Origin of the sequence: Bradyrhizobium sp. MOS002, assembly GCF_003020115.1 — a bacterium.
In the GTDB taxonomy this organism is placed as follows: Bacteria; Pseudomonadota; Alphaproteobacteria; order Rhizobiales; family Xanthobacteraceae; genus Bradyrhizobium.
This window is the reverse complement of record NZ_PYFX01000004.1, coordinates 851,891-871,840: the sequence shown is the minus strand read 5'-3', so window position 1 is coordinate 871,840 and position 19,950 is coordinate 851,891. Positions and strand designations below refer to the sequence as shown.

The window sequence follows — 19,950 nt, the reverse complement described above, 5'->3', positions numbered from 1 at the left end:
GCTTCTGCATCTCCGGCGCAGTAGCAGCCAGCGCGACTCTTAATGTCGGGAGCACGTCGTTTGCCGACACGATCCCGACCGGCTTCACGGCCTGGAATGGGTGAGCTGACAAGAGGAAACGGGAGCGCCCTCAATGGCAGACATGATCGCGAAGTGCATGGCACACGCCGCTTTGGCGGCCCGGCACGGAAAGATGAAGGGCCTTGATCGCGAGAAGCTGGGCCACGCCATGATGGCGGAGGCGGTGGCGCTCAGTTTCGATCTGGACAGGGAAACGGCGCTGCTGATGACGAAGCACGCGATCGCCTACCTCAATGAGATGATGTTCTCGCTGATGCGTCAGAAAGTGGTGAAGGACGGCGGTGACATCGGCGAGTTCGAGGCCATGCTCGAGAAGATCAATGCTGAGCGTCCGGACTGGATGCGGACAGATCCATTGGCCGTCAATGCGGCAGTCCAGAAACTTGCTGGCGCGATTCAATTGCTGGATTCCACCCGTCTGCCTCCAGTGGTTTGAAGCGGCCTCGACCGCAGTTGCCGTAAAACGATCTCTCAGGGGGGAACGATGCAGGCCACCATAGCGCAGTCTAGAGCCTCGCCCGTGCCATTCCCGGTGAAGGCTCGGAACCATGCGCACCCGCCCAGTGACGCACTGCTGCGGCTTCTCAGCTCTATGGAGATTGAGCTGATCACGACGGCTCAGGCCATCAGCCCAATGACGACCCGATGCGGCCCAACTCTCCAGCGCCTGCTCGAGCAGCACGGGCAGGATCACGTCGTTATCGTTCTAAAGACGTTCACCGAGACCACCGGGAACGCGGACGCGATGATCGAACAGGCGATCTTGGCCGTGTCATCGGTCGTGCGCGCGCATCCCTCATGGCCGGAACAAGTGTCGCTCTGGCTGGAGTGTTTCGACTCCATCGCGCTCCGCGAGCTTGTCGCCCTCGCCAAGCCGCTGAAGCCCGCCGGCGAACTGGCTCGCTCCGCCATCGCCGGCATGCTGGTGCAGCGCCTCAAGCCCATCTTCGAGCCGCCCAAGCCAAAACCGGAGCGACAGAAGTCGAGCGAGCCCGAGCCGCGGCGCGAAGATGGCGCCGTGAAGGCCATTGAGCAGGGCCTGATCCTGCTTCAGCACAAGGGTGGCCACAAGAATTCGCGGATCGGCCACGTCGCGCGCCAGCTGGGGCTTTTGCGCTCGGAAGAGCCAAGTCAGCGTATGCGCGCCGCCAAGCTCTATGCGCACCGGCTCGACCTCGTGCGCTTCCTGCCGCAAGCCGTGCTGTTCAAACTGGCATCGCCGAAGCTGCCCCAACCGATCCGAGAGGAGGCGGAGCGCATCCTCGCCGCCGGTGGAAAGCTGACCGGGGCGATGGTGGATACGATGGCGAGGCGAGCGCGAGCGTAGAAAAGTGAACGCAACGTTTGGGCTATTTGTTGCGTCGCAGGAGATTGCCTCGCCCGCTAACGTCGCTTTCACCGAGCCCAGGACAACGAGAGGCCGGGCCCCAAAGGGCCTTGCCGATCTCGCAAATCAGGAACAGGATGTCCGTGGGTGTCGAAACCCGGACCAGTGATAAGCCGCTTCATGCTTGGTCTGCATGTCCGCTCGATTGGCGTCGAGCGGTGACGGCTGAAATGTTTCCCCAATTGGGGAAACAACGGACGCGCTTGGCGGCGCGGCTCCGACCCGACGATTATTGCCTTTCCGCTCGCGGAGGGCAAGCCCGGGGGCGGACTGTGCTGTCCAGAGAGGTCAGACTTCCCAGTCCCGCCTCTTAAAAGCGTCCGACCAGTCTCACTGGCTGGTTTCGACCCCCCGGGTGCCCCGTCCGTTTCGGGGCTCGGCTGTCGAAAGCCAAACCAGTGAGCAACCACCATGCAAACCAACGTAGAACACGTAGCGCGCCCCGCCGATGAGTTTTCGGCCCGCCTCGCTGTCCAGGAGCGGGAGAGGCAGAAAACGCTCAGGCGACTCTCTAAACTGCGGGAAAAGGCATCCGCCGAAATAGAGCGACTGATCTCGTTCCTTGATGCCAGCGACGACTATGTCGTGGCCGAGCTAGAGGACGACGGTTACGACGAGGACGACGGCACACACGACGAGCCGTCCCTCGGCGCGCTGGACCACCCGATGAACCAGACCGATGCTTGGACACCGTACCAGGGATCCGCATGGCTGATCGATACCGAGCAAGATCCGTCCGATGACGAACCGGCACTCGGATGGCACGACGACCAGCACGGCTTCGCAGACATGGCGAGCCGCGGACCCCATGAGGACGAGCCAAGCCTCGGCAGCTCGCTGAACGTCGACCAGCGGCATTGGGACACGGGGCAGGGCAACGACTACGAACGCGCCTGACGGTTGAAGATCGGCAGACGGGGCTCGCCCATTTAACAGTCGCGAGCTCCGTCGCACGAAATAAGAACAAAAGTCGCCATTCTCGGTGGCAATCCGGTGGCAACAGGCTCTTTCAATACGTCTCGCACTTTGCTAAGTGCCTGATCTCCCAAGAGGGAAGGGTGGCCGAGTGGTTTAAGGCACCGGTCTTGAAAACCGGCGTGCCCGCAAGGGTACCGTGGGTTCGAATCCCACCCCTTCCGCCACCTCCTTGTCCGACGGTGTCCTAATCCGTCTTTTTGTGTGTAAGAGCGCATGGGACGGACCAAAAAGCTGATCGGTTGCCACGACTGCGACCACCCGGTTTCACCGAGTGCGTCGGCCTGTCCAAATTGCGGCTCGAAGGTGCCGTTCGGTCCTCCCATTCTTCACCGCAAAAGGCCCCCGATCTATAACGTCGAGGCGCGCAACGACCGCAACATGGTCGTCTTTGCCGGAACGCTGGGAGGCTTAGGCGCAGCCTATGGATTTGCGACAAGCGCGGGGCCGCTTAGCGCTGCGCTGCTGGTCACGTCGTACGGCATGCTGGGTGTCTTGGTGGGCGTCCCGCTTGCGGCGTTGTTCAACATTACGCGCCGGCTGTGGCGGTAGCGACCCCGGAATCTGGGAAGTCTACGTACCAGGCTCGCGTCGCTCCCGACGCTCTGATCCGCAATTGATCGATAGCCGGGAGCATGGGGGCTGGTAAGGAAGCGGTGCCATTTCCACATCCTGGTGACAATCCGGGGCGCTTGGAATTCCGGTAGTCTTACGGAATCCTTTTTCGGAACACGGTGTTCTACTGTGAGAACACCGGCGAGATTTAAGTACCAGTTTCTAATTTGCCCGGGATGGCCGCAGTGGGGGCTGGAACCACCCTGCGGCCTTTCGCTTTAGCGAAACCCATTTCCAAGTTGAGCCGTACCGTCTCTGGGGCGAAGTCGGCGGAGAATTCGTGAGCATTCAAATCATTATAGCCGCCATGTTGGAGCGCGAGCTAGCGGCGCGCGGCGTGCAATCGTTGGGACATTCCGATTGCATGGAGATCGTCGAGAACCTGCTCGGGCGACTGAAAGATCTTGACCGGGAGTTCGCTGCGCGAGCCGGCAACCAAGCGATAGGCTCATGGAGAGACGGCCCCGGCTCGGAGGGGCCGGGGACTGGTTAGACCGAGGCCGCTACGCGGGAGCCTTTTAGATCGTCTTCCGGTGTCCAATGGTCGGCGCGTATTTGTCCGCTCCAGGCTCAAGATGCTGAGGCCAGTCAATTGCCGTGCAAAACAAGCCGCGCCGCTCGATTTCGCGCGCAAGAGCCTCCGCACGCAGCCTCGCTGAGAATCCGACAAAACGCGTGCCGGCTAGCCTATCTGCTTGCACCTCTTGGCGGATGAACTCGTGCATCCGCAGAATGAACTGGTCAGATAGGCCCTCGAATTCGCTCATGCCAGCCAATCGCGTCAGTCAAAGATACAGGCAACCAAAAAGGTGGCTGGCTGCCAAGCGATGAACCCAATCGCCTCCAGCGAAACAGCTGTGGCAAGGAGGGCTACAGCGCTGAAGGTGAGGGGAATGGCGATATCGAAAAAGTTGTGGGGCTCGTCTGCATCTGCAGTTTGAAATGCGGTTCTATTGGACATTCGAATATTCCTCTATTCGAGGTCATATCGAAGTCCACGCTCTCAGCCTAACGTTCGCTGGGGTTAACCTGACCGCTAAACCTTAACGGCGAAGTCCAGTCCATGAATGTGTCGCGGCAACAAAACCGATCGGCGGCCTTGATCAGTGCGTCTTTCAATCCACCAGTCTGCTGCGACTAACCTCAGCAAGCGCGGGGATCAAGGCCGACTGACTGCAAGCTCGAAATACTGTGACACGACGCAGCCGCCAAAGCCAAGGCGCAACCTCGTTCGGCTTGTGGTGGTCTGCTTCCGAACAGTGATTTGTCAGTTGCGTTGGAGGTTGAGCGTCGATTGTAGTGAGGCCTCGTCTCTGCATTTTTCGATCAAGTGCGGCGAGGTCGTGCAGCGTACGGTAGAAGGAGCGAGGTCCGTCCGAAAAAGGCGTCGAAGATCAATCCAGTTGACAAGACACCCCTTCCGCCAGTCTATCCGACCGGGTTCTATCCGGCGGGTTTACCCGGACAGGTGATCGGTGAATCAGACATCCAATCCGGCCGCGCTCGACAAGCTGAAGCTCCGCATTCAGGCGTTGCACGCCAAGACGATCGCCAATGGCTGCACCGAGGACGAGGCGCTGTCTGCCGCCGCCAAGGTCGCCGAGCTGCTGGATCGCCACGATCTGTCGCTCTCCGATGTCGAATTGCGCGCCTCGCCCTGCGAACGGAGGGTCTACGAGACTTTTCGCAAGAAACGAATTCCGCTCGATGACTGCATCGGCGCGATCGCTCATTTCTGCGATTGTCGGGTCTGGCGCGAGAAGAACGCGGCCGGCGAGAGCAGCTATGTGTTCTTCGGTCTCGGCGCTGATGTCGAGGTCGCGCATTATCTGGCCGAGCTGATCGACAGCGCCGTGCGCGCCGAACTTGGCCGCTTCAAGACCTCGGTCGACTACAGCAGGTTCCGGCACCAGGAGCGGCATCTGGCCAATGCCTCCTTCGCGCTCGGGATGGTGGCGTCAATCGCGGACAGGCTGCTGGCGATCAAGGCCGGTCGCGATCAGGTCAACGAAAGCACCGGCCGCGGGCTGGTCGTCCTCAAGACCTCAATGGTCGATGCGGAATTCGACAAGCTCGACCTCAAGATCCGGACCCAGCGCGGCACCAGCCGGATGGTGTCGATGACGGCCTATGAAGCCGGCGGCGCCGCCGGCGCGTCGCTGGCCATCAATCCGGGCCTTGGCGGGTCGCAGTCAGGGACCGTTCGCAAAGGACGCTGAACGCATCGAGAGAGGGCGTGCGGCGTCACCGTTATTGCAGTTCAGTCGATGGACTTCTCGAGCTTCCGGGCTGCCCGGAAGTCGTCCATGTGCTGCAGGTTCGGCCCATACGCGGCCTCCTTGGTCAGCAGGTGGTAGATCCGGGCCACGACGGTTTGGAGGTGTTTCATACGTCCGCGAGGCATCGCCCGGGCCTTGCAAAGGGCCCGGACCGCATGCGCTCGGAAATAATCAAAAGCGTCTGACATCGCGGACTCAACGTCCCGCGCAATGATTGGTTCTTGGATTAGTTCTTGGATTGGTTCTTGTTCGCGCGTCCCAAAAGGCCGCCAGGAACGCCCGCGCGTTCAGGAACCTGGCCCACGCTGGCCTGTTGTTCGCACTCTGGTCCAGCCACGGAGGGCGCCCTTGGAAAGCACGATCATCGGAGAATTCGACACGCGCCGCGGCGCCGAGCTTGCGGTTGAGCATGTCGTGCAGGAATGCGGCGTGCCGCGAAGCGATGTCTTCGTCCAGCCGGTCGGCGATGCGAACACGTCGGGGACACGCCCGGCCGGTCCTGACGCCAAGGCCGCGCCTGCGCCGGAGGGGCATCAAAAGCTGGAAGGTCGGATCGAGGTTTCCGTGGATTGTCACGGCGATGCTCCCGAGAAGATCGCGGACGCCTTGAAAGGCGCGGGTGCGAAGACTGTCCGAACCAAGTAGTGGGCGACTGTTGCGCCGTAATCTGCACACGCTGAACAGTCACCCCCGGTTCTGAGTTGGGGAACCCCTTCCGCGTTCAACGCGTTTCAACGCGAATGCGAATTGCGAGGTCTCCCTGCTTCAGAGCTCATCGACCCTGATCCCCGGCGACACCGTCTGGCGGCGGTGCGAGGCACGGCGTGTAGCGGTTCTCAATGATGCTGCCGCTTATTTCGCGGCCCTGCGCGAGGTGCTGCTGCAGGCGCAGGATCTCGTCTATATCGTCGGTTGGGATATCCACAGCGAGACCCGGCTGGTCGGCGAGTCCGGGCGAGCGGATGATGGCCTGCCGGACCAACTCGGCCCATTGCTGCGCGCGCTGGTCCAACGTCGTCCCGCCTTGCGGATCAACATTCTGGTCTGGGACTTCGTCTCGTTCTACACCTCCGAGCGGGAATGGAATTCCGCGGCCAAATTCAGCGCCGACACCGATGGCCGCGTCCGGTTTCACCTGGATGCCACGCTTCCATTTGGTTCGGCCCAACACCAGAAGATCGTCTGTGTCGACGGTTCACTGGCGTTCGTCGGCGGGCTCGATCTGACGATCAGGCGCTGGGACACGAGCGATCATCGCCCCGATCACGCATTGCGCTGTGATCCCCAGGGCAAGCCTTACCTGCCGTTTCATGATGTTCAATGCATGGTCGACGGGGATGCGGCGGCGCAGTTGTTCGACCTCGTGGAGGAACGCTGGCGCGCGGCAGGCCAACAAATTGATGATCGGCGCCCGCTGAAAAGCTTGCGCTGGCCGGCGAATGTGCCGGTCGAGGCTCGGCATATGCCGGTGGGTATCGCCAGGACCGAGGTGGTTTGCCCGGCAGGTTCGACGATCCGGGAGGTCGAACGCTCATTGATAGCAGCGATCCGGTCCGCGACGAGCTTCGTGTACATCGAGAACCAGTTCACCAGCGCCACCAGAATCGCGCGGGAATTGGCGGAGCAGATGCTGCGCGTGCCTTCGCTTCGGGTTGTGGTCGTCACGCCAAAACTGCATTCCTCGTGGCTGGAATCACAAGCCATGCAGAACGGCCGGGGCGCCTTCATCGACTGCTTCAGTTCGGCCGGCGTCGCCGATCGCATCCGCTTCGTCTACCCGGTGTCGGGGAACGGGGACACGGAAGCGGCCGTGATGGTGCACAGCAAGCTCATGATCGTCGACGATCGGATCTTGAGGGTCGGTTCGGCCAATTTGAACAATCGATCGATGGGCGCCGACAGCGAATGTGACCTGATGTTCGAAGCCGCATCAGACGAGCATCGGGAGTTCATCGCCTCGGTTCGCCGTCGTCTGATCGCCCATTTCTGCGGTCTCGACGAACAGGCCGTCGCGCAGAACGACGATCGTCTTTTTGCGCTGCTGGACGATGTCTCAAGAGCCGGTGCGACGAAGGCGCTGCGGGAGGTGGAATCCTCGGTCTTGACCAACGCTCTGGCCACGATGGTTCAGCCGGTGGCGGACCCTGAGCGGCCTCTACATCTGGAGCGAGCGGCATCGCGCATGTGGAGCACGAAGACGATCATCGGGATGGTCTCGATCGCCGTGGCGCTCTTTGGACTGGCGATGGCCTGGTCGTACACCTCCTTGAACGGTTTCGCCGACGCGGGCCGGATGTCGACGCTTCTGTCCGCCTATTCGCAGTCCGTCTGGGGGCCGCCATTCGCGATTGCAGCTTTCGTCGTCGGCGGGTTGGTCGTGTTTCCGGTTCTCGTGCTCATTGCGGCGACTGCTGCCGCACTCGGACCATGGCTAGGCTTCGTCACCGCCATGACGGGTGTCTCGCTCAGCGCCTTTGTCCTGTTTGCGATCGGGCGGGCACTCGGCCGCGAACGCCTCCAGCGTTTGCTCGGGCGACGTACCGCGCGCATCCAGGAGCGTGTTGTCGGCAAGGGCATCCTGGCCGTCGTTGTCATCCGGATGATTCCGATCGCGCCGTTCTCGGTGGTGAATGTCGTGGCTGGCGCGAGCACGCTGCCTCTGCGTGACTTCCTGGTCGGAACGCTGCTCGGCATGACGCCGGGCATTCTCGCCATGGCAGTTTTGGGTGCCCAGATCGCAGATCTCGCCAGGCATGCGTCCTGGCTCAACATAGTGCTGCTCGCACTGGCGTTCCTGGGCTGGCTCGCGATCTGCGCAGGTGCGCAATTCGTCGCGACGTGGCTCGCGGGGAGGCGCTGATGGCGCCGATGCGCTTCATGACATGGAATGTGCATGGCACCTTCAATCTCAATCCGAAGTTCGATCTGGAGGGGATCTGTTCCATCATTCGCAAATGGGCTCCCGATGTCGTCGCGCTTCAGGAGGTGGATTCGCGATCCCGATCGGACGATCCGTTTGCGAAGCTGGCGAGCGTCGTCGGCGATCACGGTGTTCACGCCAAGTCGATCGTCACGGCGGATGGCGAATACGGACAGACGCTGCTGAGCCGTTTTCCATTCTCCGGCCCGCCCGAGATCGTCGACGTGTCGTATCGTGAGCGCGAGCCGCGCAGGGCGATTGCAGCGGGACTGCTGACGCCGGTTGGCGATGTCCGCGTGGTGGCCACGCATCTCGGCTTGAGCATCCACGAGCGCCATGCGCAGGCCCAGGCGCTGGTGAGCCTGGTGAAACCCGGAAGGACCGTCGTCCTCGGGGATTTCAACGACTGGTTCTGGATCAAATCGGTGCGGCGCGTGCTCGCGCAGGTCTGCCCGAACCGGACGCGGCTGCGAACTTTCCCGTCGCATCTGCCCCTTCTGCGGCTTGACCGGATCTACGCAACGTCCGACAGCCGGATCGGGAAAGTTTGGACCGACGAAGGGGCGAGGGCCTATTCGGACCATTTGCCCGTTATTGCAGACATCGAGATCCCGGCCGGGTCAAACGCACCGTCAGCGCGATAAAAAAGTTCTTTCTGCAGAGGGACTTGGCTACTGTGCATGGGGTTGTTTTCGCAGATTATGCAGTCGGCCCCCCAGTGCCGGCCAGCGGGACCATGCGGAACTCTTTCCTGACGTCCGCGTTATTTTGCCATGACGGAAGATGTTTCCTACCGGCGCAAGCCCTTGACCCCCGAGCAGCGGCAGGCGCGCGATGCGACACGCCGTATCGAAGCCGAAAAAGCCATGCGCGAGCACGAAGCGGCGCAGAAGGCGTTTTATGCCAACAAGGAACGGCTGAGAGCCGAACGGTTGGCACGTGAGCAGACCGAGGCGAAGGGCTGACCGCACGGTCGCCCCGTCAAAGATGTCCTTGCCCGAGAGCGCCGACCTCAGTGCCGGTGAGGCACGCGCGTCACGCTCAATGCCTGCTTCAGCGCCTGAACGGCACTTGCGAAAGGTCTGCGAGGCGATTGCGCTTCGATCGCTTCGGCTGCGATGCGACAATCGTCAGCGGCCTTGAGCAACCCGCCTCGCGCGAGGTCCATGGTGGATAGGGCTGCCTGCTCCAAGCAGACCCGTTCAAGCCGTCGAAACTCCCGCAGTTCTTTGTTCATGCGTCAGCTCTCGATGTACCCGGGCCATGCGGCGCTGAGTCTGCTTAACGAACAGTAAACACCTTGGCCTAGCCGAGCAGGCTGGCGTAGAGCTGGTCCGTGTCCTGCACACGCCCGGCGGGCGCAGCCCAGCGGGCTTGACGGCGTTTGGCTTCCGCCGGAAGCTTCAAATGATCCTGATTTGAGCCACGGAGACGTTCGCTTCCAACCAGTCCGATCCCATCAGCGAAACGACAATGGAGCTGACCATGACCACGTTCGACAAGCGCGAGCAGGGCTTCGAGGCCAAGTTCGTCCACGACGAGGAGCTCATGTTCAAGGCTGCGGCCCGGTCCAACAAGCTGCTCGGGCTCTGGGCCGCAACCCAGCTCGGCCTCAGCGGCGATGCCGCGGCCAGCTACGCGACGGCGTTGGTGACGGACCATCTGGAGAACCAGACGATGGGCGAGATCCTCGACAAGGTGTCGGGCGATCTTGCAGGCAAAGGCGTCGCGCGCGAACAGGTCGCAGCCAAGCTTCAGGAATGCATGCACCAGGCGTTGCAGCAATTCGAAGCGGACAAGTGAAAGCAAAGCCGATCGTCGAACCAAACCCAGCCGCGGCAAGGGCGGGCGGGTTCGCGGCGAAGTTCGCTTTCCGAGGACCGTGCCGTTTCGTGCTACCGTGCCCGAGCGGCCATCGTGCGACGGCTGGGATCGGGAGGCGGGTGGTGTCTTGCGCAGTATCTTGGAGCAGCTTCGGCCAGCGGCCCGGCGCGATCGCGCTCGCCGCTACGATCTTGGTCGGCTGCAGCGCTGCTGAGGTATCGGCTACGCCGCTAACGCCGTTTCGCTACGAGGCGCAGGCGCAGCGTCATTGCCCGCACGATCGGGTGGTCTGGCTCGATTTCAGCAAAGGCGTCTACTACGGCAAAAGCCAGAAGCGGTACGGCCAAGGTTTTGACGGCAGCTTCGTCTGCCTGAGCGAGGCCCGTGACAGCCTCTATCGGCGCTCGCTGTTTGGACTGCGCTAAGCGTATTTGTCGGGAAGTGCCGGGGTGCTCAGGCGAAGGCCAATGCCACGAGGCTGGAGCACAGCAGGACCAAACCACCGGCGGTCAATGCCAGGAAGCCATCGGATACGAGGTCATGGTTGCGCATAGGACACCTGCCGCTCTCGTCTGCGATGCTCGATCGGATCGATTAAAAATATCCGAACGCGCCGTCTTGAAAGGGTGATGCTTGCCGCCCGCGCGAGTGCCTCAGGCCCTCGTGCGGTAACCTTCAAACGCGTGGGCCAGGAAGATCCCCGCGCTTACCAAACCCATCAGTGCCGAAACCGTCTCGATCATCGTCTCATTCCATTCCGCCCTGCACGCGAGAAAACGCGGGCGGCCTTGCACAGTCAAAAGAATTCCAGTGAGCGGCGCGACAATGGGGGTGGAGTGAGGATTTGGCGCAACAGAATGTCCAGCGGTGGCACAGAGCAGGGTGTCCGCGCCCCGTAGTTCAACGGGGCGAAAGCAAACGCCCCGTTTACCATCCCTGCGTGATCGCTGTGGGCTCCCCATTTCCGCCGTGTTCGGGTTGCGTTATCGTTACCACGTCCGACGCGGTGGTGGGCCGCCTCGGAGCAAAGGACCGGACAGCGCTGCCCCGTAGCCAAAGCGGGGTAGGTACGCCTCCGGCGGAATGGTATTTGGGGCGAATGGGGATCCGACGGTCAGATTCGGTTTTGCGGGTCGCGCGCGCTGCCGCGGCGGCCGCAACCTGCCTTGCGCTCGCCAATTGCGCCTCCTCCAACAAATTCGCCAGCCGGGTCGATCCGAAATACGGCGTGTCGTCGAGCCCCCGGGTCGTGGCTTTGGGTGATCCGGTCCCGAAGGGCGGCGGCGCCTACCGTGTCGGCAAGCCCTATGTGGTGGGTGGCCGGACGTATGTGCCCGAAGAGGACGTCAACTACCGAGCCGAGGGCATGGCGTCCTGGTACGGCGACGATTTCCACGGCCGCCTGACCGCCAATGGCGAAGTGTTCGACATGGGCTCGCTGACTGCGGCGCATCCGACCCTGCCGATGCCGTCCTATGCGCGGGTCACCAACGTCTCGAACGGCAAGTCGCTGATCGTCCGCGTCAATGACCGCGGGCCCTATCACGGCAACCGGCTCATCGACGTCTCGAACAAGGCCGCCGAACTGCTTGAATTCAAAGGCAATGGCATCGCCAAGGTCCGTGTCGAATATGTCGGCCGGGCGCCGCTGGAAGGCTCCGACGACCGCCAGCTGATGGCCACCTTGCGCACCGGGACCCCGGCGCCGTCGCCGTCGATGGTCCGGGTCGCCTCCGCGCGACCGTTCGTGCCGGAGCTGCCGCCGTCGAACCGCGGCGCCATGCGCGGCGAAGTTCCGACGCCGGAGGGACGGCCCTACAATCTCGGCAACACCTCCGCCGACATGGCTTCACTCAGTGCGACCTCGGAAATGTCGGCCTCGAGCCGCAACCGGGGCCGGGCGCTCCAGAATGCGCGCGCCGTGTCCTATGACGGGTTCGGCCGCTATGCGACCGAGAGCGCACAGTCCGGTGCCTACGCCTCGGACGGCGCTGCCGAGGCCCGCGGCATCCTGAGCGGCCGCGGCCTCTACTGAGCCGCGTTCTCCTTCAAGAACTTCACCAGCGCCGCATTCACCTCCTCGGGCCGTTCCTGCTGGACCCAATGGCCGGCGCCCTCGATAATCAGCCGTCGCTTCAAATTGGGCAGCACGCGCTCGAGCTCGTTGACGCGCTTGGCTCCGATCAGGCCGGTGATGACGGCGTCTTTCGAACCGGCAATGAAGAGAGAGGGTTGGTGGATTTGCGCGTCCTGCCAGGGCGCCGTCAGCTCCCAATTGCGGTCGAGGTTGCGATACCAATTCAGCCCGCCGCGGAAGCCGGACTTGCGGAAGCTTTCGGTGAAATAGCCAAGATCGGTCTCGCTGAGCCAGGCCGGCAGAGGCTCCTCCGGGTTGCCGTGGCCGAGGAATCCCTTGCCTTCCTGCACGAACATGGCCGCGGAGGGATCGGCAAGGCCGCGCCCGCCGAGCACGATGCGCATGGTGCGCGCGACGTCATGCTCGAACTCGGCTTCGGCAACGCCGGGCGCCTGGAAATACTGCCAGTAGAAATTGGTGATGCCGCCCTGGCGCAGAAGGTCGAGCGGCTTGCCGCGGCCGCGGAACGGCGGCGGCACGCTCAGGCCGGCGACCGCGGTGAAGATGTCGGGCCGGAACAGCGCCGCGTGCCAGGCCACCGGTGCACCCCAGTCGTGGCCGACCACCATGGCCTTGGTCTCGCCGAGTGCCTGCACGAGGCCGACGATGTCGCCGACCGTGTCGAAGATCGAATAGGCCCTCGCGTCGGGCGGCGCTGAGCTCTGGCCGTAGCCGCGCATGTCGGGGGCGACGACGCGAAACCCGGCCTGCGCCAGCGCCGGGATCTGGTGGCGCCAGGAGTAGGAGAGTTCCGGCCAGCCATGGCACAGCACTACCAGCGGACCCTGACCGGCTTCGCGGATGAACAGGTCGATCCCGTTGGCCTTGATCACGCGGGTGGAGGACATCGCTTTTCCGCCTTGTTTCAGGGGTTTGGTCAGAAAATCTGAGGTGCCACGATAGGGGCGGGACGAGAATCGTGCAATCTCGGGACAAGCGGCCACCCCGTGTTGTTCGCACCGGTCCCAACTGTTAGAACGCCGCTCTCAGGGCTTGGCCATGGAATTTCATCTTTCCTCGTTTGGGCGCACCCGGTTCACCGCGGGAGCGCTGGCGCGTGGGCTGATCGCGACGGCTGTGGTGGCGGCCATTGGCTGGGGCGGGGCGCTCTACGCCGCCAATCAGAGCGTCCAGGGCGCCAAGAAAACAGATGATTCCGGCTTCGATGGCGACGCCCCGACCGCGATCCTGATCGAAGCCTCCAGCGGCAGCGTGCTGTTCGAGAAGAACGCCGACGAGCTGCGCGCGCCCTCCAGCATGATGAAGCTGATGACCGCGGAGGTCGTCTTCAACGCGATCAAGAAAGGCGACATCAAGCTGACCGACGAATACCGGATCAGCGAGAATGCCTGGCGCAGGGGCGGCGCCCCCTCCGGCGGCTCGACCATGTTCGCCGCGATCAACAGCAAGGTCACGGTCGATGATCTCCTGCACGGGGCGATCATTCAGAGCGGCAACGATGCCTGCATTGCGCTGGCCGAAGCCATGGCGGGCAGCGAGCGGATTTTCGCCGCCGACTTCATGACCAAGCGCGCCCGCGAGCTTGGCCTGACGAAGTCGACCTTCGGCAATTCCAACGGCTTGCCCGACCCCGGCAACAAGATGACGGTGCGCGAGCTCGGCATCCTCGCCCGGCACATCATTCTCGACTTCCCCGAATTCTACAAACTGTTCGGCGAGAAGGAATACACCTGGAACAAGATCCGCCAGCCCAACCGCAATCCGCTGCTCAATTCCATGGAAGGCGCCGACGGTCTGAAGACCGGCTACACCAAGGAAGGCGGCTACGGCATGGTCGGCTCGGCGGTGCAGAACGGCACGCGGCTGATCGTCGTCATCAACGGGCTGGAAGACCCCGACGATCGCGCTACCGAAGCCAAGAAGATGCTGGAATGGGGTTTTCGCAATTTCGAGACCCGCACCCTGATCGCGGCCGATCAGCCCGTCGGCTATGCCAAGGTGTTCGGCGGCGAGAGCCGCTCGGTGAAGCTGGTGGCCAAGACGCCCGTGAAGGTGATGGTGCACAAGAACGGCAGCGACAAGCTGATCGCGCGCGTCGTCTATAGCGGTCCGGTGCGCGCGCCGGTCGAGGCCGGGCAGAAGGTCGGGCTGGTCAGGGTCTGGCGCAGCGGCAACATCGCGGTGGAGACGCCGGTCTATGCCGCTGACGCGATCGGCACTGGCTCGACCGTGCGCCGCGCGATCGACGGCGCCAGCGAGCTCGTGATCGGCATGTTCCGCGCGGGCGCCGAGAAGCTCTGATCATGAGTGAAAGCGCGGTAAAGTGGCCGTCCGGACGCGGGCGTTTCGTCACCTTTGAAGGCGGCGAGGGCACGGGCAAGTCGACCCAGATCAAGAGGCTCGCCGACCGTCTCAAGGCGGCAAGGATGCGCATCCTCGTCACGCGCGAGCCGGGCGGCTCGCCGGGCGCCGAGATCATGCGGCATCTGGTGCTGTCAGGAATGGGCAAGCTGCTCGGACCCGAGGCCGAGACGCTGCTGTTCGCGGCGGCCCGCGACGACCACGTCCACACCGTGATCCAGCCCGCGCTCAACCAGGGCACCTGGGTGCTGTGCGACCGCTTCGCTGACTCGACGCGGGCCTATCAGGGCAGCCTCGGCCGCGTGCCGGCGGCGCTGATCAACGCGATGCAGCGGGTCACGATCGGCGATCTCAAGCCGGACCTCACCATCATTCTCGACCTGCCGGTCGAGATCGGCTTGCAGCGTGCGGCCGCACGCCGCGGCAGCGGCACGCCAGACAGGTTCGAGGCCGAGAAGCCCGGTTTCCATCAGGGCCTGCGCGAGGCCTATCTCAAGATCGCGGCGGACGAGCCCGCGCGCTGCGTGCTGATCGACGCCAATTCCGATCCCGACACGGTTGCCGGGCGCATCTGGACCGCGCTGCGCGATCGCCTGCTTCCGACGCCGGCATCGGTGGTGTCCATATGAGCCCGCGTCAGACCGAGCGCGAAACGCCCATTTCTCATCCGCGCGAGGCGAGCGTTCTGTTCGGCCATCGCGAGGCCGAGACCGCGCTGCTAGCCGCCTATCGTAGCGGGCGCATCCCGCATGCCTGGCTGATTGGCGGGCCGCAAGGCATCGGCAAGGCGACGCTGGCGTATCGGATGGCGCGCTTCGTGCTCGCTCACGGCCAGCCGTCGGCGCCCTTCGTGCAACGCGCCGAAGACCTCGCCATCAATCCTGATAACGCCGTGGCGCGGCAGGTTGCGGCGAGCTCGCATGGTGGCCTGCTGACGCTGGAGCGCACCGCCAACGACCGCGGCGTGATGCGCACCGTCATCACCGTGGACGAGACGCGCGAGACGATCGGTTTCTTCGGCTCGACCGCAGCGGCCGAAGGCTGGCGCGTCTGCATCGTCGACACCGTCGACGAGCTCAATCCGAATGCTGCCAACGCGCTGTTGAAAATTCTCGAGGAGCCGCCGCAGCAATCGCTGTTTCTGCTGGTGAGTCACGCGCCGGCGCGGGTGCTCGCCACAATCCAGTCGCGCTGTCGCAAGCTGCGCCTGCGCGCGCTCGCAATCGACGACGTGATTGCTGCAGCCGCAACCGCTGCCGATCTCGACCCGAACGATCCGGCGTTGCGCGAGGCGGCGGAGGCGTCCGAGGGCAGCGTCGCGCGGGCGCTGACGCTGCTCGGCGGTGACGCTCTGAAGCTTCAGCAGCGTACGGCCGCGCTGCTGGCGCGACTGCCGCAGGTCGATCCGCGCGAATTGCACACGCTCGGCGAATCGCTCGGCACCAGCGACCGCGTTGCGCTTGCCGCCTTCATCGACGGCATCGATCGCTGGATCGCGGAACGCCTGCACGCCGACGAGGCCAATGCCAACCAGAATCTGCCGCGCCTTGCGCGCCTAGCTGAGGTATGGGAAAAGATCGTCCGCGCCGCGCGCGACACCGAAACCTACAATCTGGAGCGAAAGCCCTTGGTTTTCTCGGTGTTCGGCTGGCTGGCGGACGCAACGCGCTAGAGCATGATCCGGAAAAGTGTGCAGCGGTTTTCCGACGGGATCATGCTCAAGACAATAAACTAACGCAGGTTCGTTTCAAAATTTCGAGAAGCCGGTAAAGGAATTCGTCGTGGCAGCGCGAGCTAAGAAAACCGCTAAGGGCAAGAGCAGCAAGAAGGCTGCCACGAAGGCCGTAAAGAAGAATGCCGCAAAGAAGGCCGTGAAGGCGCGCGCGCGCAAGGTTGCCAAGAAGGTCAAGAAAGCTACGAAGACCCAAAAGACTGTCACCAAGAAGCGGGTGAAGAAGAGCGCCGCGAAAACGGCAAAGAAGGCGGCGAAGAAGCAGGTCGTTGCCAAGAAGGTCTCGAAAAAGAAGGCCGCCAGGAATCCCGCCAAGCAGCAGGTCAAGGCTCCTGCGAAGAAGGTGACCAAGAAGGCGAGGGTGGTTGCGCCTGCCGTGACCGCCGCGCCGGCTCCTGTCGTCACGCCGGCTGTGAAGCCGAAAGTATCGAAGCCCAAGACCCCGCGCGCACCGACGCCCGTCGCCGCGCCGAGGGCCACCACGCCCGTGGCCGTCTCCGCGCGCGACAACGCCTTCTACATCACGACTGCGATCGCCTATCCCAATGGCAGTCCGCACATCGGCCACGCCTATGAGGCGATCGCGACCGATGCGTTGGCGCGGTTCGCCCGGCTCGACGGCAAGGATGTGTTCTTCCTGACCGGTACCGATGAGCACGGCCAGAAGATGGTTCAGACCGCGGCCAGCGAAAAAATGTCGGTCTCGGAGCTCGCGGCCCGCAATGCTGGCCGTTTCAAGCAAATGGACGAGCGCCTGAACGTGTCGTTCGACCGTTTCATCCGCACCACCGAGGAGCAGCATCATCGCTCCAGCCAGGATATCTGGCGGCGCATGGAAGCGAACGGTGACATCTATGCCGACACCTATGCCGGTTGGTATTCCGTGCGCGACGAAGCCTATTACGCCGAGGATGAGACACGCCTGAACGACGAAGGTGTGCGGCTCGGGCCCCAGGGTACCCCGGTCGAATGGGTCGAGGAGAAGAGCTACTTCTTTCGCCTGTCGGCCTATCAGGACAGGCTGCTCAGGCTCTACGCGGATCGCCCCGAATTCATCGGGCCTGACTCCCGCAAGAACGAGGTGGTGAGCTTCGTCAAGGGCGGCCTGCGCGATCTCTCGATCTCGCGCACGACGTTCGACTGGGGCGTCAAGGTGCCCGGCGACGAAGAGCACGTGATGTATGTCTGGGTCGACGCGCTCACCAATTACATCACCGGCGTCGGCTTCCCCGACGAGAGCGACAAGAACTGGGGTTATTGGCCTGCCGACGTGCACATCATCGGCAAGGACATCATCCGCTTCCACGCGGTGTACTGGCCGGCTTTCCTGCTGTCGGCCGGGATCCCGCTCCCGAAGCGGGTCTATGCCCATGGCTTCCTGTTCAGCAGGGGCGAGAAGATGTCGAAGTCGGTCGGCAACGTGGTCGATCCCTTCAACCTCGCCGACCAGTACGGTGTCGACCAGATGCGCTATTTCTTCCTGCGCGAGGTGCCGTTCGGCCAAGACGGCAACTACAATCACGAGGCCATCGTCGCGCGCATCAATGCCGATCTCGCCAACGATCTCGGCAATCTCGCGCAGCGCTCGCTGTCGATGATCGCCAAGCAGCTCGGCGGTGTACTCCCGGAGCCCGGCGAATTCAGCGACAACGACAAGGCGATCCTGTCGCAAGCTGACGGCATGCTCGAGGCGTCCCGCGAAGCGATGGCGACGCAACAAATCCATCACTGGCTCAACGCCGTGTGGGCCGTGGTCGCGGAAGCTAACCGCTATTTCGCGGGCGAGGCGCCGTGGGCGCTCGCCAAGACCGATCCTGTCAGACAGAAGACGGTGCTCTACGTCACCGCCGAAGTCGTGCGCCAGATCGCGATCCTGGCCCAGCCGGTGATGCCGACGGCTTCGGGATTGCTGCTGAACAGCCTCGGTATCCCCGAAGGGGAGCGCAACTTTGCCGCGCTCGGCGGTGCAACGCGCATCGCGCCCGGTACGACGCTGCCCGCGCCGACGCCGGCCTTCCCGCGCTACATCGAGCCGGCAGCCTAAGGGCGTTCGCACCATGCTGGTCGACAGCCACTGCCACTTGGATTTTCCGGACTTTGCGGAGGATCTCGACGGGATCGTGTCGCGCGCGCGAGCAGCCGGCATCGGCCGCATGGTCACGATCTCGACGCGGGTGAGAAAGCTGAACCAGCTTTTGGCCATCGCCGAGCGCTACGACGACGTCTATTGCTCGGTCGGCACCCATCCGCATAACGCGGATGAGGAAGACGGCATCGCGCCGGACGAGCTGATCGCGCTGACGCAGCTTCCCAAGGTCGTCGCGCTCGGCGAAGCCGGGCTCGACTATTTCTACGACAACGGCTCGCCGGAGGCGCAGGCGAGGGGCTTTCGTGCCCACATCGCCGCCGCCCGCGCCACCGGCCTGCCGTTGGTGATCCACACCCGCGAGGCGGATGAGGATTGCGGCCGCATCCTTGAAGAGGAGACGGCAAAGGGATCGTTTCGCGCCGTGTTGCATTGTTACACCGGCGGGCGCGAGCTGGCGCTGAACGCGGTCTCGCTCGGGCTCTATATCGGTTTCACGGGCATCCTGACCTTCAAGAAGTCCGAGGCCTTGCGCGCGCTTGCGGCCGAACTGCCGTCCGACCGTATTCTGGTCGAAACAGACTCGCCCTACCTTGCGCCCGGCAAGTTCCGGGGCAAACGCAACGAACCGGCCTATGTGGTCGAGGTCGCAAAAGTGCTAGCCGAAACACGCGGCGTGTCGTTCGACGAGATATCGCGCCAGACAAGCGAGAACTTCTTTCGCCTGTTTTCCAAGGTGAAAGTTTAGAACTAGGAGCCGCATGACGCTGACGCTGACGATCCTGGGCTGCGGCTCCTCCGCCGGCGTGCCGCGCCCGGCACTCGGCTGGGGTGCCTGCGATCCCAACAATCCCAAGAACCGTCGTCGCCGCTGTTCGCTGCTGGTCGAGCAGACATCGGACGAGGGCACCACGCGTATCGTGATCGACACCTCGCCGGACCTGCGCGAACAATTGCTCTCGACCAATGTCGACCACATCGATGCCGTGTTCCTGACCCACGAGCACGCCGATCAGACTCACGGCATGGACGATCTTCGTTCGGTCGTGATGCACATGCGCCGGCGGATTCCGACCTATCTCAATCAGACGACTGCGAACGACATCATGTCGCGGTTTTCCTATTGCTTCGTCTCTCCGGCGGGCAGCGACTATCCGCCGATCCTGACGGGACATTCGATCGAGGCCGGTGAAAGCCAGACCATCCAGGGGAAGGGCGGCGCAGTAACGATGACCGCCTTCCTGGTGCAGCACGGCAACATTCCCGCGCTGGGCTATCGCATCGGCGATGCCGCCTACACACCCGACCTCAACGACATCCCGCGCGAGAGCTGGGGCGCCCTGGAAAATCTGGATCTCTGGATCGTCGATGGCCTGCGCTACACCAGCCATGTCAGCCATTTCAGCATTAACGACGCGTTGTCCTGGATCGAGCGCTTCAAGCCGAAGCGCGCCGTCATCACCAACATGACCGCCGACGTCGATTATGAGGTGATCCGGCAGTCGTTGCCGGCGGGCGTGGTGCCCGCGTATGACGGGCTGCGGCTGGAGACGCGCTGAACCTGCGGTGGTAATTCCGGCACAGGCCGGCAT

23 protein-coding genes and 1 tRNA gene are annotated in these 19,950 nt (G+C 63.3%); 19 read left to right on the top strand and 5 right to left on the bottom strand.

Annotated elements, in window-relative coordinates; all coding sequences use genetic code 11:
- The first annotated feature begins 133 nt into the window (after window positions 1–133).
- From C7G41_RS17190 to C7G41_RS17170, 5 genes are all read left to right on the top strand, one after another.
- Window positions 134–517 carry a hypothetical protein gene (locus tag C7G41_RS17190; protein WP_106943624.1) on the top strand — a complete coding sequence of 128 codons (384 nt, stop codon included), beginning with the start codon at window positions 134–136 and terminating at the stop codon, window positions 515–517.
- A 48-nt stretch (window positions 518–565) separates the two neighbouring features.
- Entirely contained in the window at window positions 566–1,408 is an 843-nt protein-coding gene (locus C7G41_RS17185) for a hypothetical protein (protein WP_146159772.1), read from the top strand.
- Window positions 1,409–1,879: 471 nt separating this feature from the next.
- Entirely contained in the window at window positions 1,880–2,365 is a 486-nt protein-coding gene (locus C7G41_RS17180) for a hypothetical protein (RefSeq protein WP_106943622.1), read from the top strand.
- Window positions 2,366–2,520: 155 nt separating this feature from the next.
- Window positions 2,521–2,610 (top strand) — tRNA-Ser (locus C7G41_RS17175).
- Between the two features lie 49 nt (window positions 2,611–2,659).
- The gene (locus C7G41_RS17170; RefSeq protein ID WP_146159771.1) at window positions 2,660–2,995 is read left to right on the top strand and encodes a hypothetical protein; all 336 of its coding nucleotides are present in this window, start codon (window positions 2,660–2,662) and stop codon (window positions 2,993–2,995) included.
- Between the two features lie 581 nt (window positions 2,996–3,576).
- On the opposite strand, the gene C7G41_RS17160 is transcribed toward C7G41_RS17170, so the two are convergent.
- A complete protein-coding gene (locus tag C7G41_RS17160; RefSeq protein WP_199198428.1) occupies window positions 3,577–3,825 on the bottom strand; it encodes a hypothetical protein in 249 nt (82 codons plus the stop codon).
- 14 nt (window positions 3,826–3,839) lie between these two features.
- Window positions 3,840–4,019: a hypothetical protein gene (locus C7G41_RS17155; protein ID WP_106943619.1), complete on the bottom strand. Its 180-nt coding sequence runs from the start codon at window positions 4,017–4,019 to the stop codon at window positions 3,840–3,842.
- A gap of 514 nt (window positions 4,020–4,533) precedes the next feature.
- On the opposite strand from C7G41_RS17155, the gene C7G41_RS17150 reads away from it, so the two are divergent.
- A complete protein-coding gene (locus C7G41_RS17150; RefSeq protein WP_106943618.1) occupies window positions 4,534–5,277 on the top strand; it encodes a DUF2786 domain-containing protein in 744 nt (247 codons plus the stop codon).
- A gap of 41 nt (window positions 5,278–5,318) precedes the next feature.
- Here C7G41_RS17150 and C7G41_RS38785 read toward each other — a convergent pair whose 3' ends face one another.
- The gene (locus C7G41_RS38785; RefSeq protein WP_106943617.1) at window positions 5,319–5,525 is read right to left on the bottom strand and encodes a hypothetical protein; all 207 of its coding nucleotides are present in this window, start codon (window positions 5,523–5,525) and stop codon (window positions 5,319–5,321) included.
- Window positions 5,526–5,685: 160 nt separating this feature from the next.
- Here C7G41_RS38785 and C7G41_RS17140 point away from each other — a divergent pair, with 160 nt between their 5' ends.
- The 4 genes from C7G41_RS17140 to C7G41_RS17125 all read left to right on the top strand — a co-directional run bounded on the left by C7G41_RS17140 (window position 5,686) and on the right by C7G41_RS17125 (window position 9,222).
- Window positions 5,686–5,982: a hypothetical protein gene (locus C7G41_RS17140; RefSeq protein WP_106943616.1), complete on the top strand. Its 297-nt coding sequence runs from the start codon at window positions 5,686–5,688 to the stop codon at window positions 5,980–5,982.
- 229 nt (window positions 5,983–6,211) lie between these two features.
- The gene (locus C7G41_RS17135) at window positions 6,212–8,197 is read left to right on the top strand and encodes a VTT domain-containing protein (RefSeq protein WP_245446558.1); all 1,986 of its coding nucleotides are present in this window, start codon (window positions 6,212–6,214) and stop codon (window positions 8,195–8,197) included.
- Window positions 8,197–8,901, top strand: a complete 705-nt coding sequence (locus C7G41_RS17130) for an endonuclease/exonuclease/phosphatase family protein (protein WP_106943614.1) — start codon at window positions 8,197–8,199, stop codon at window positions 8,899–8,901. The genes C7G41_RS17135 and C7G41_RS17130 overlap by 1 nt, the downstream gene beginning before the upstream one ends.
- 129 nt (window positions 8,902–9,030) lie before the next feature.
- On the top strand, window positions 9,031–9,222 hold the full coding sequence (locus tag C7G41_RS17125) for a hypothetical protein (protein WP_027566956.1): 192 nt from the start codon (window positions 9,031–9,033) through the stop codon (window positions 9,220–9,222).
- Window positions 9,223–9,269: 47 nt separating this feature from the next.
- On the opposite strand, the gene C7G41_RS17120 is transcribed toward C7G41_RS17125, so the two are convergent.
- Window positions 9,270–9,494 carry a hypothetical protein gene (locus C7G41_RS17120; RefSeq protein WP_106943613.1) on the bottom strand — a complete coding sequence of 75 codons (225 nt, stop codon included), beginning with the start codon at window positions 9,492–9,494 and terminating at the stop codon, window positions 9,270–9,272.
- Between the two features lie 248 nt (window positions 9,495–9,742).
- On the opposite strand from C7G41_RS17120, the gene C7G41_RS17115 reads away from it, so the two are divergent.
- The 3 genes from C7G41_RS17115 (at window position 9,743) to C7G41_RS17100 (ending at window position 12,116) form a co-directional block, all read left to right on the top strand.
- A complete protein-coding gene (locus C7G41_RS17115) occupies window positions 9,743–10,060 on the top strand; it encodes a DUF1476 domain-containing protein (protein ID WP_199198427.1) in 318 nt (105 codons plus the stop codon).
- 143 nt (window positions 10,061–10,203) lie between these two features.
- Complete coding sequence (locus C7G41_RS17110) at window positions 10,204–10,506, top strand: hypothetical protein (protein WP_106943707.1); 303 nt, start codon at window positions 10,204–10,206, stop codon at window positions 10,504–10,506.
- Between the two features lie 674 nt (window positions 10,507–11,180).
- Entirely contained in the window at window positions 11,181–12,116 is a 936-nt protein-coding gene (locus tag C7G41_RS17100; protein ID WP_106943611.1) for a septal ring lytic transglycosylase RlpA family protein, read from the top strand.
- On the opposite strand, the gene C7G41_RS17095 is transcribed toward C7G41_RS17100, so the two are convergent.
- Window positions 12,110–13,066, bottom strand: a complete 957-nt coding sequence (locus C7G41_RS17095) for an alpha/beta fold hydrolase (RefSeq protein WP_106943610.1) — start codon at window positions 13,064–13,066, stop codon at window positions 12,110–12,112. The two genes, C7G41_RS17100 and C7G41_RS17095, sit on opposite strands and share 7 nt — an antisense overlap.
- Window positions 13,067–13,217: 151 nt before the next feature.
- Between C7G41_RS17095 and C7G41_RS17090 the strand changes: the two genes are divergently transcribed.
- The 6 genes from C7G41_RS17090 to C7G41_RS17065 all read left to right on the top strand — a co-directional run bounded on the left by C7G41_RS17090 (window position 13,218) and on the right by C7G41_RS17065 (window position 19,917).
- Complete coding sequence (locus C7G41_RS17090; protein WP_199198426.1) at window positions 13,218–14,480, top strand: D-alanyl-D-alanine carboxypeptidase family protein; 1,263 nt, start codon at window positions 13,218–13,220, stop codon at window positions 14,478–14,480.
- A 2-nt stretch (window positions 14,481–14,482) separates the two neighbouring features.
- Window positions 14,483–15,169, top strand: a complete 687-nt coding sequence (gene tmk / locus C7G41_RS17085; protein WP_106943608.1) for a dTMP kinase — start codon at window positions 14,483–14,485, stop codon at window positions 15,167–15,169.
- Entirely contained in the window at window positions 15,166–16,212 is a 1,047-nt protein-coding gene (locus C7G41_RS17080) for a DNA polymerase III subunit delta' (protein WP_106943607.1), read from the top strand. The genes tmk and C7G41_RS17080 overlap by 4 nt, the downstream gene beginning before the upstream one ends.
- 109 nt (window positions 16,213–16,321) lie before the next feature.
- Window positions 16,322–18,316, top strand: coding sequence for a methionine--tRNA ligase (metG, locus tag C7G41_RS17075; RefSeq protein ID WP_106943606.1), 1,995 nt, complete (start codon window positions 16,322–16,324; stop codon window positions 18,314–18,316).
- 13 nt (window positions 18,317–18,329) lie between these two features.
- Complete coding sequence (locus tag C7G41_RS17070) at window positions 18,330–19,106, top strand: TatD family hydrolase (RefSeq protein WP_106943605.1); 777 nt, start codon at window positions 18,330–18,332, stop codon at window positions 19,104–19,106.
- Window positions 19,107–19,119: 13 nt separating this feature from the next.
- Window positions 19,120–19,917, top strand: coding sequence for an MBL fold metallo-hydrolase (locus C7G41_RS17065; RefSeq protein WP_106943604.1), 798 nt, complete (start codon window positions 19,120–19,122; stop codon window positions 19,915–19,917).
- The last annotated feature ends 33 nt before the right edge of the window (window positions 19,918–19,950 follow it).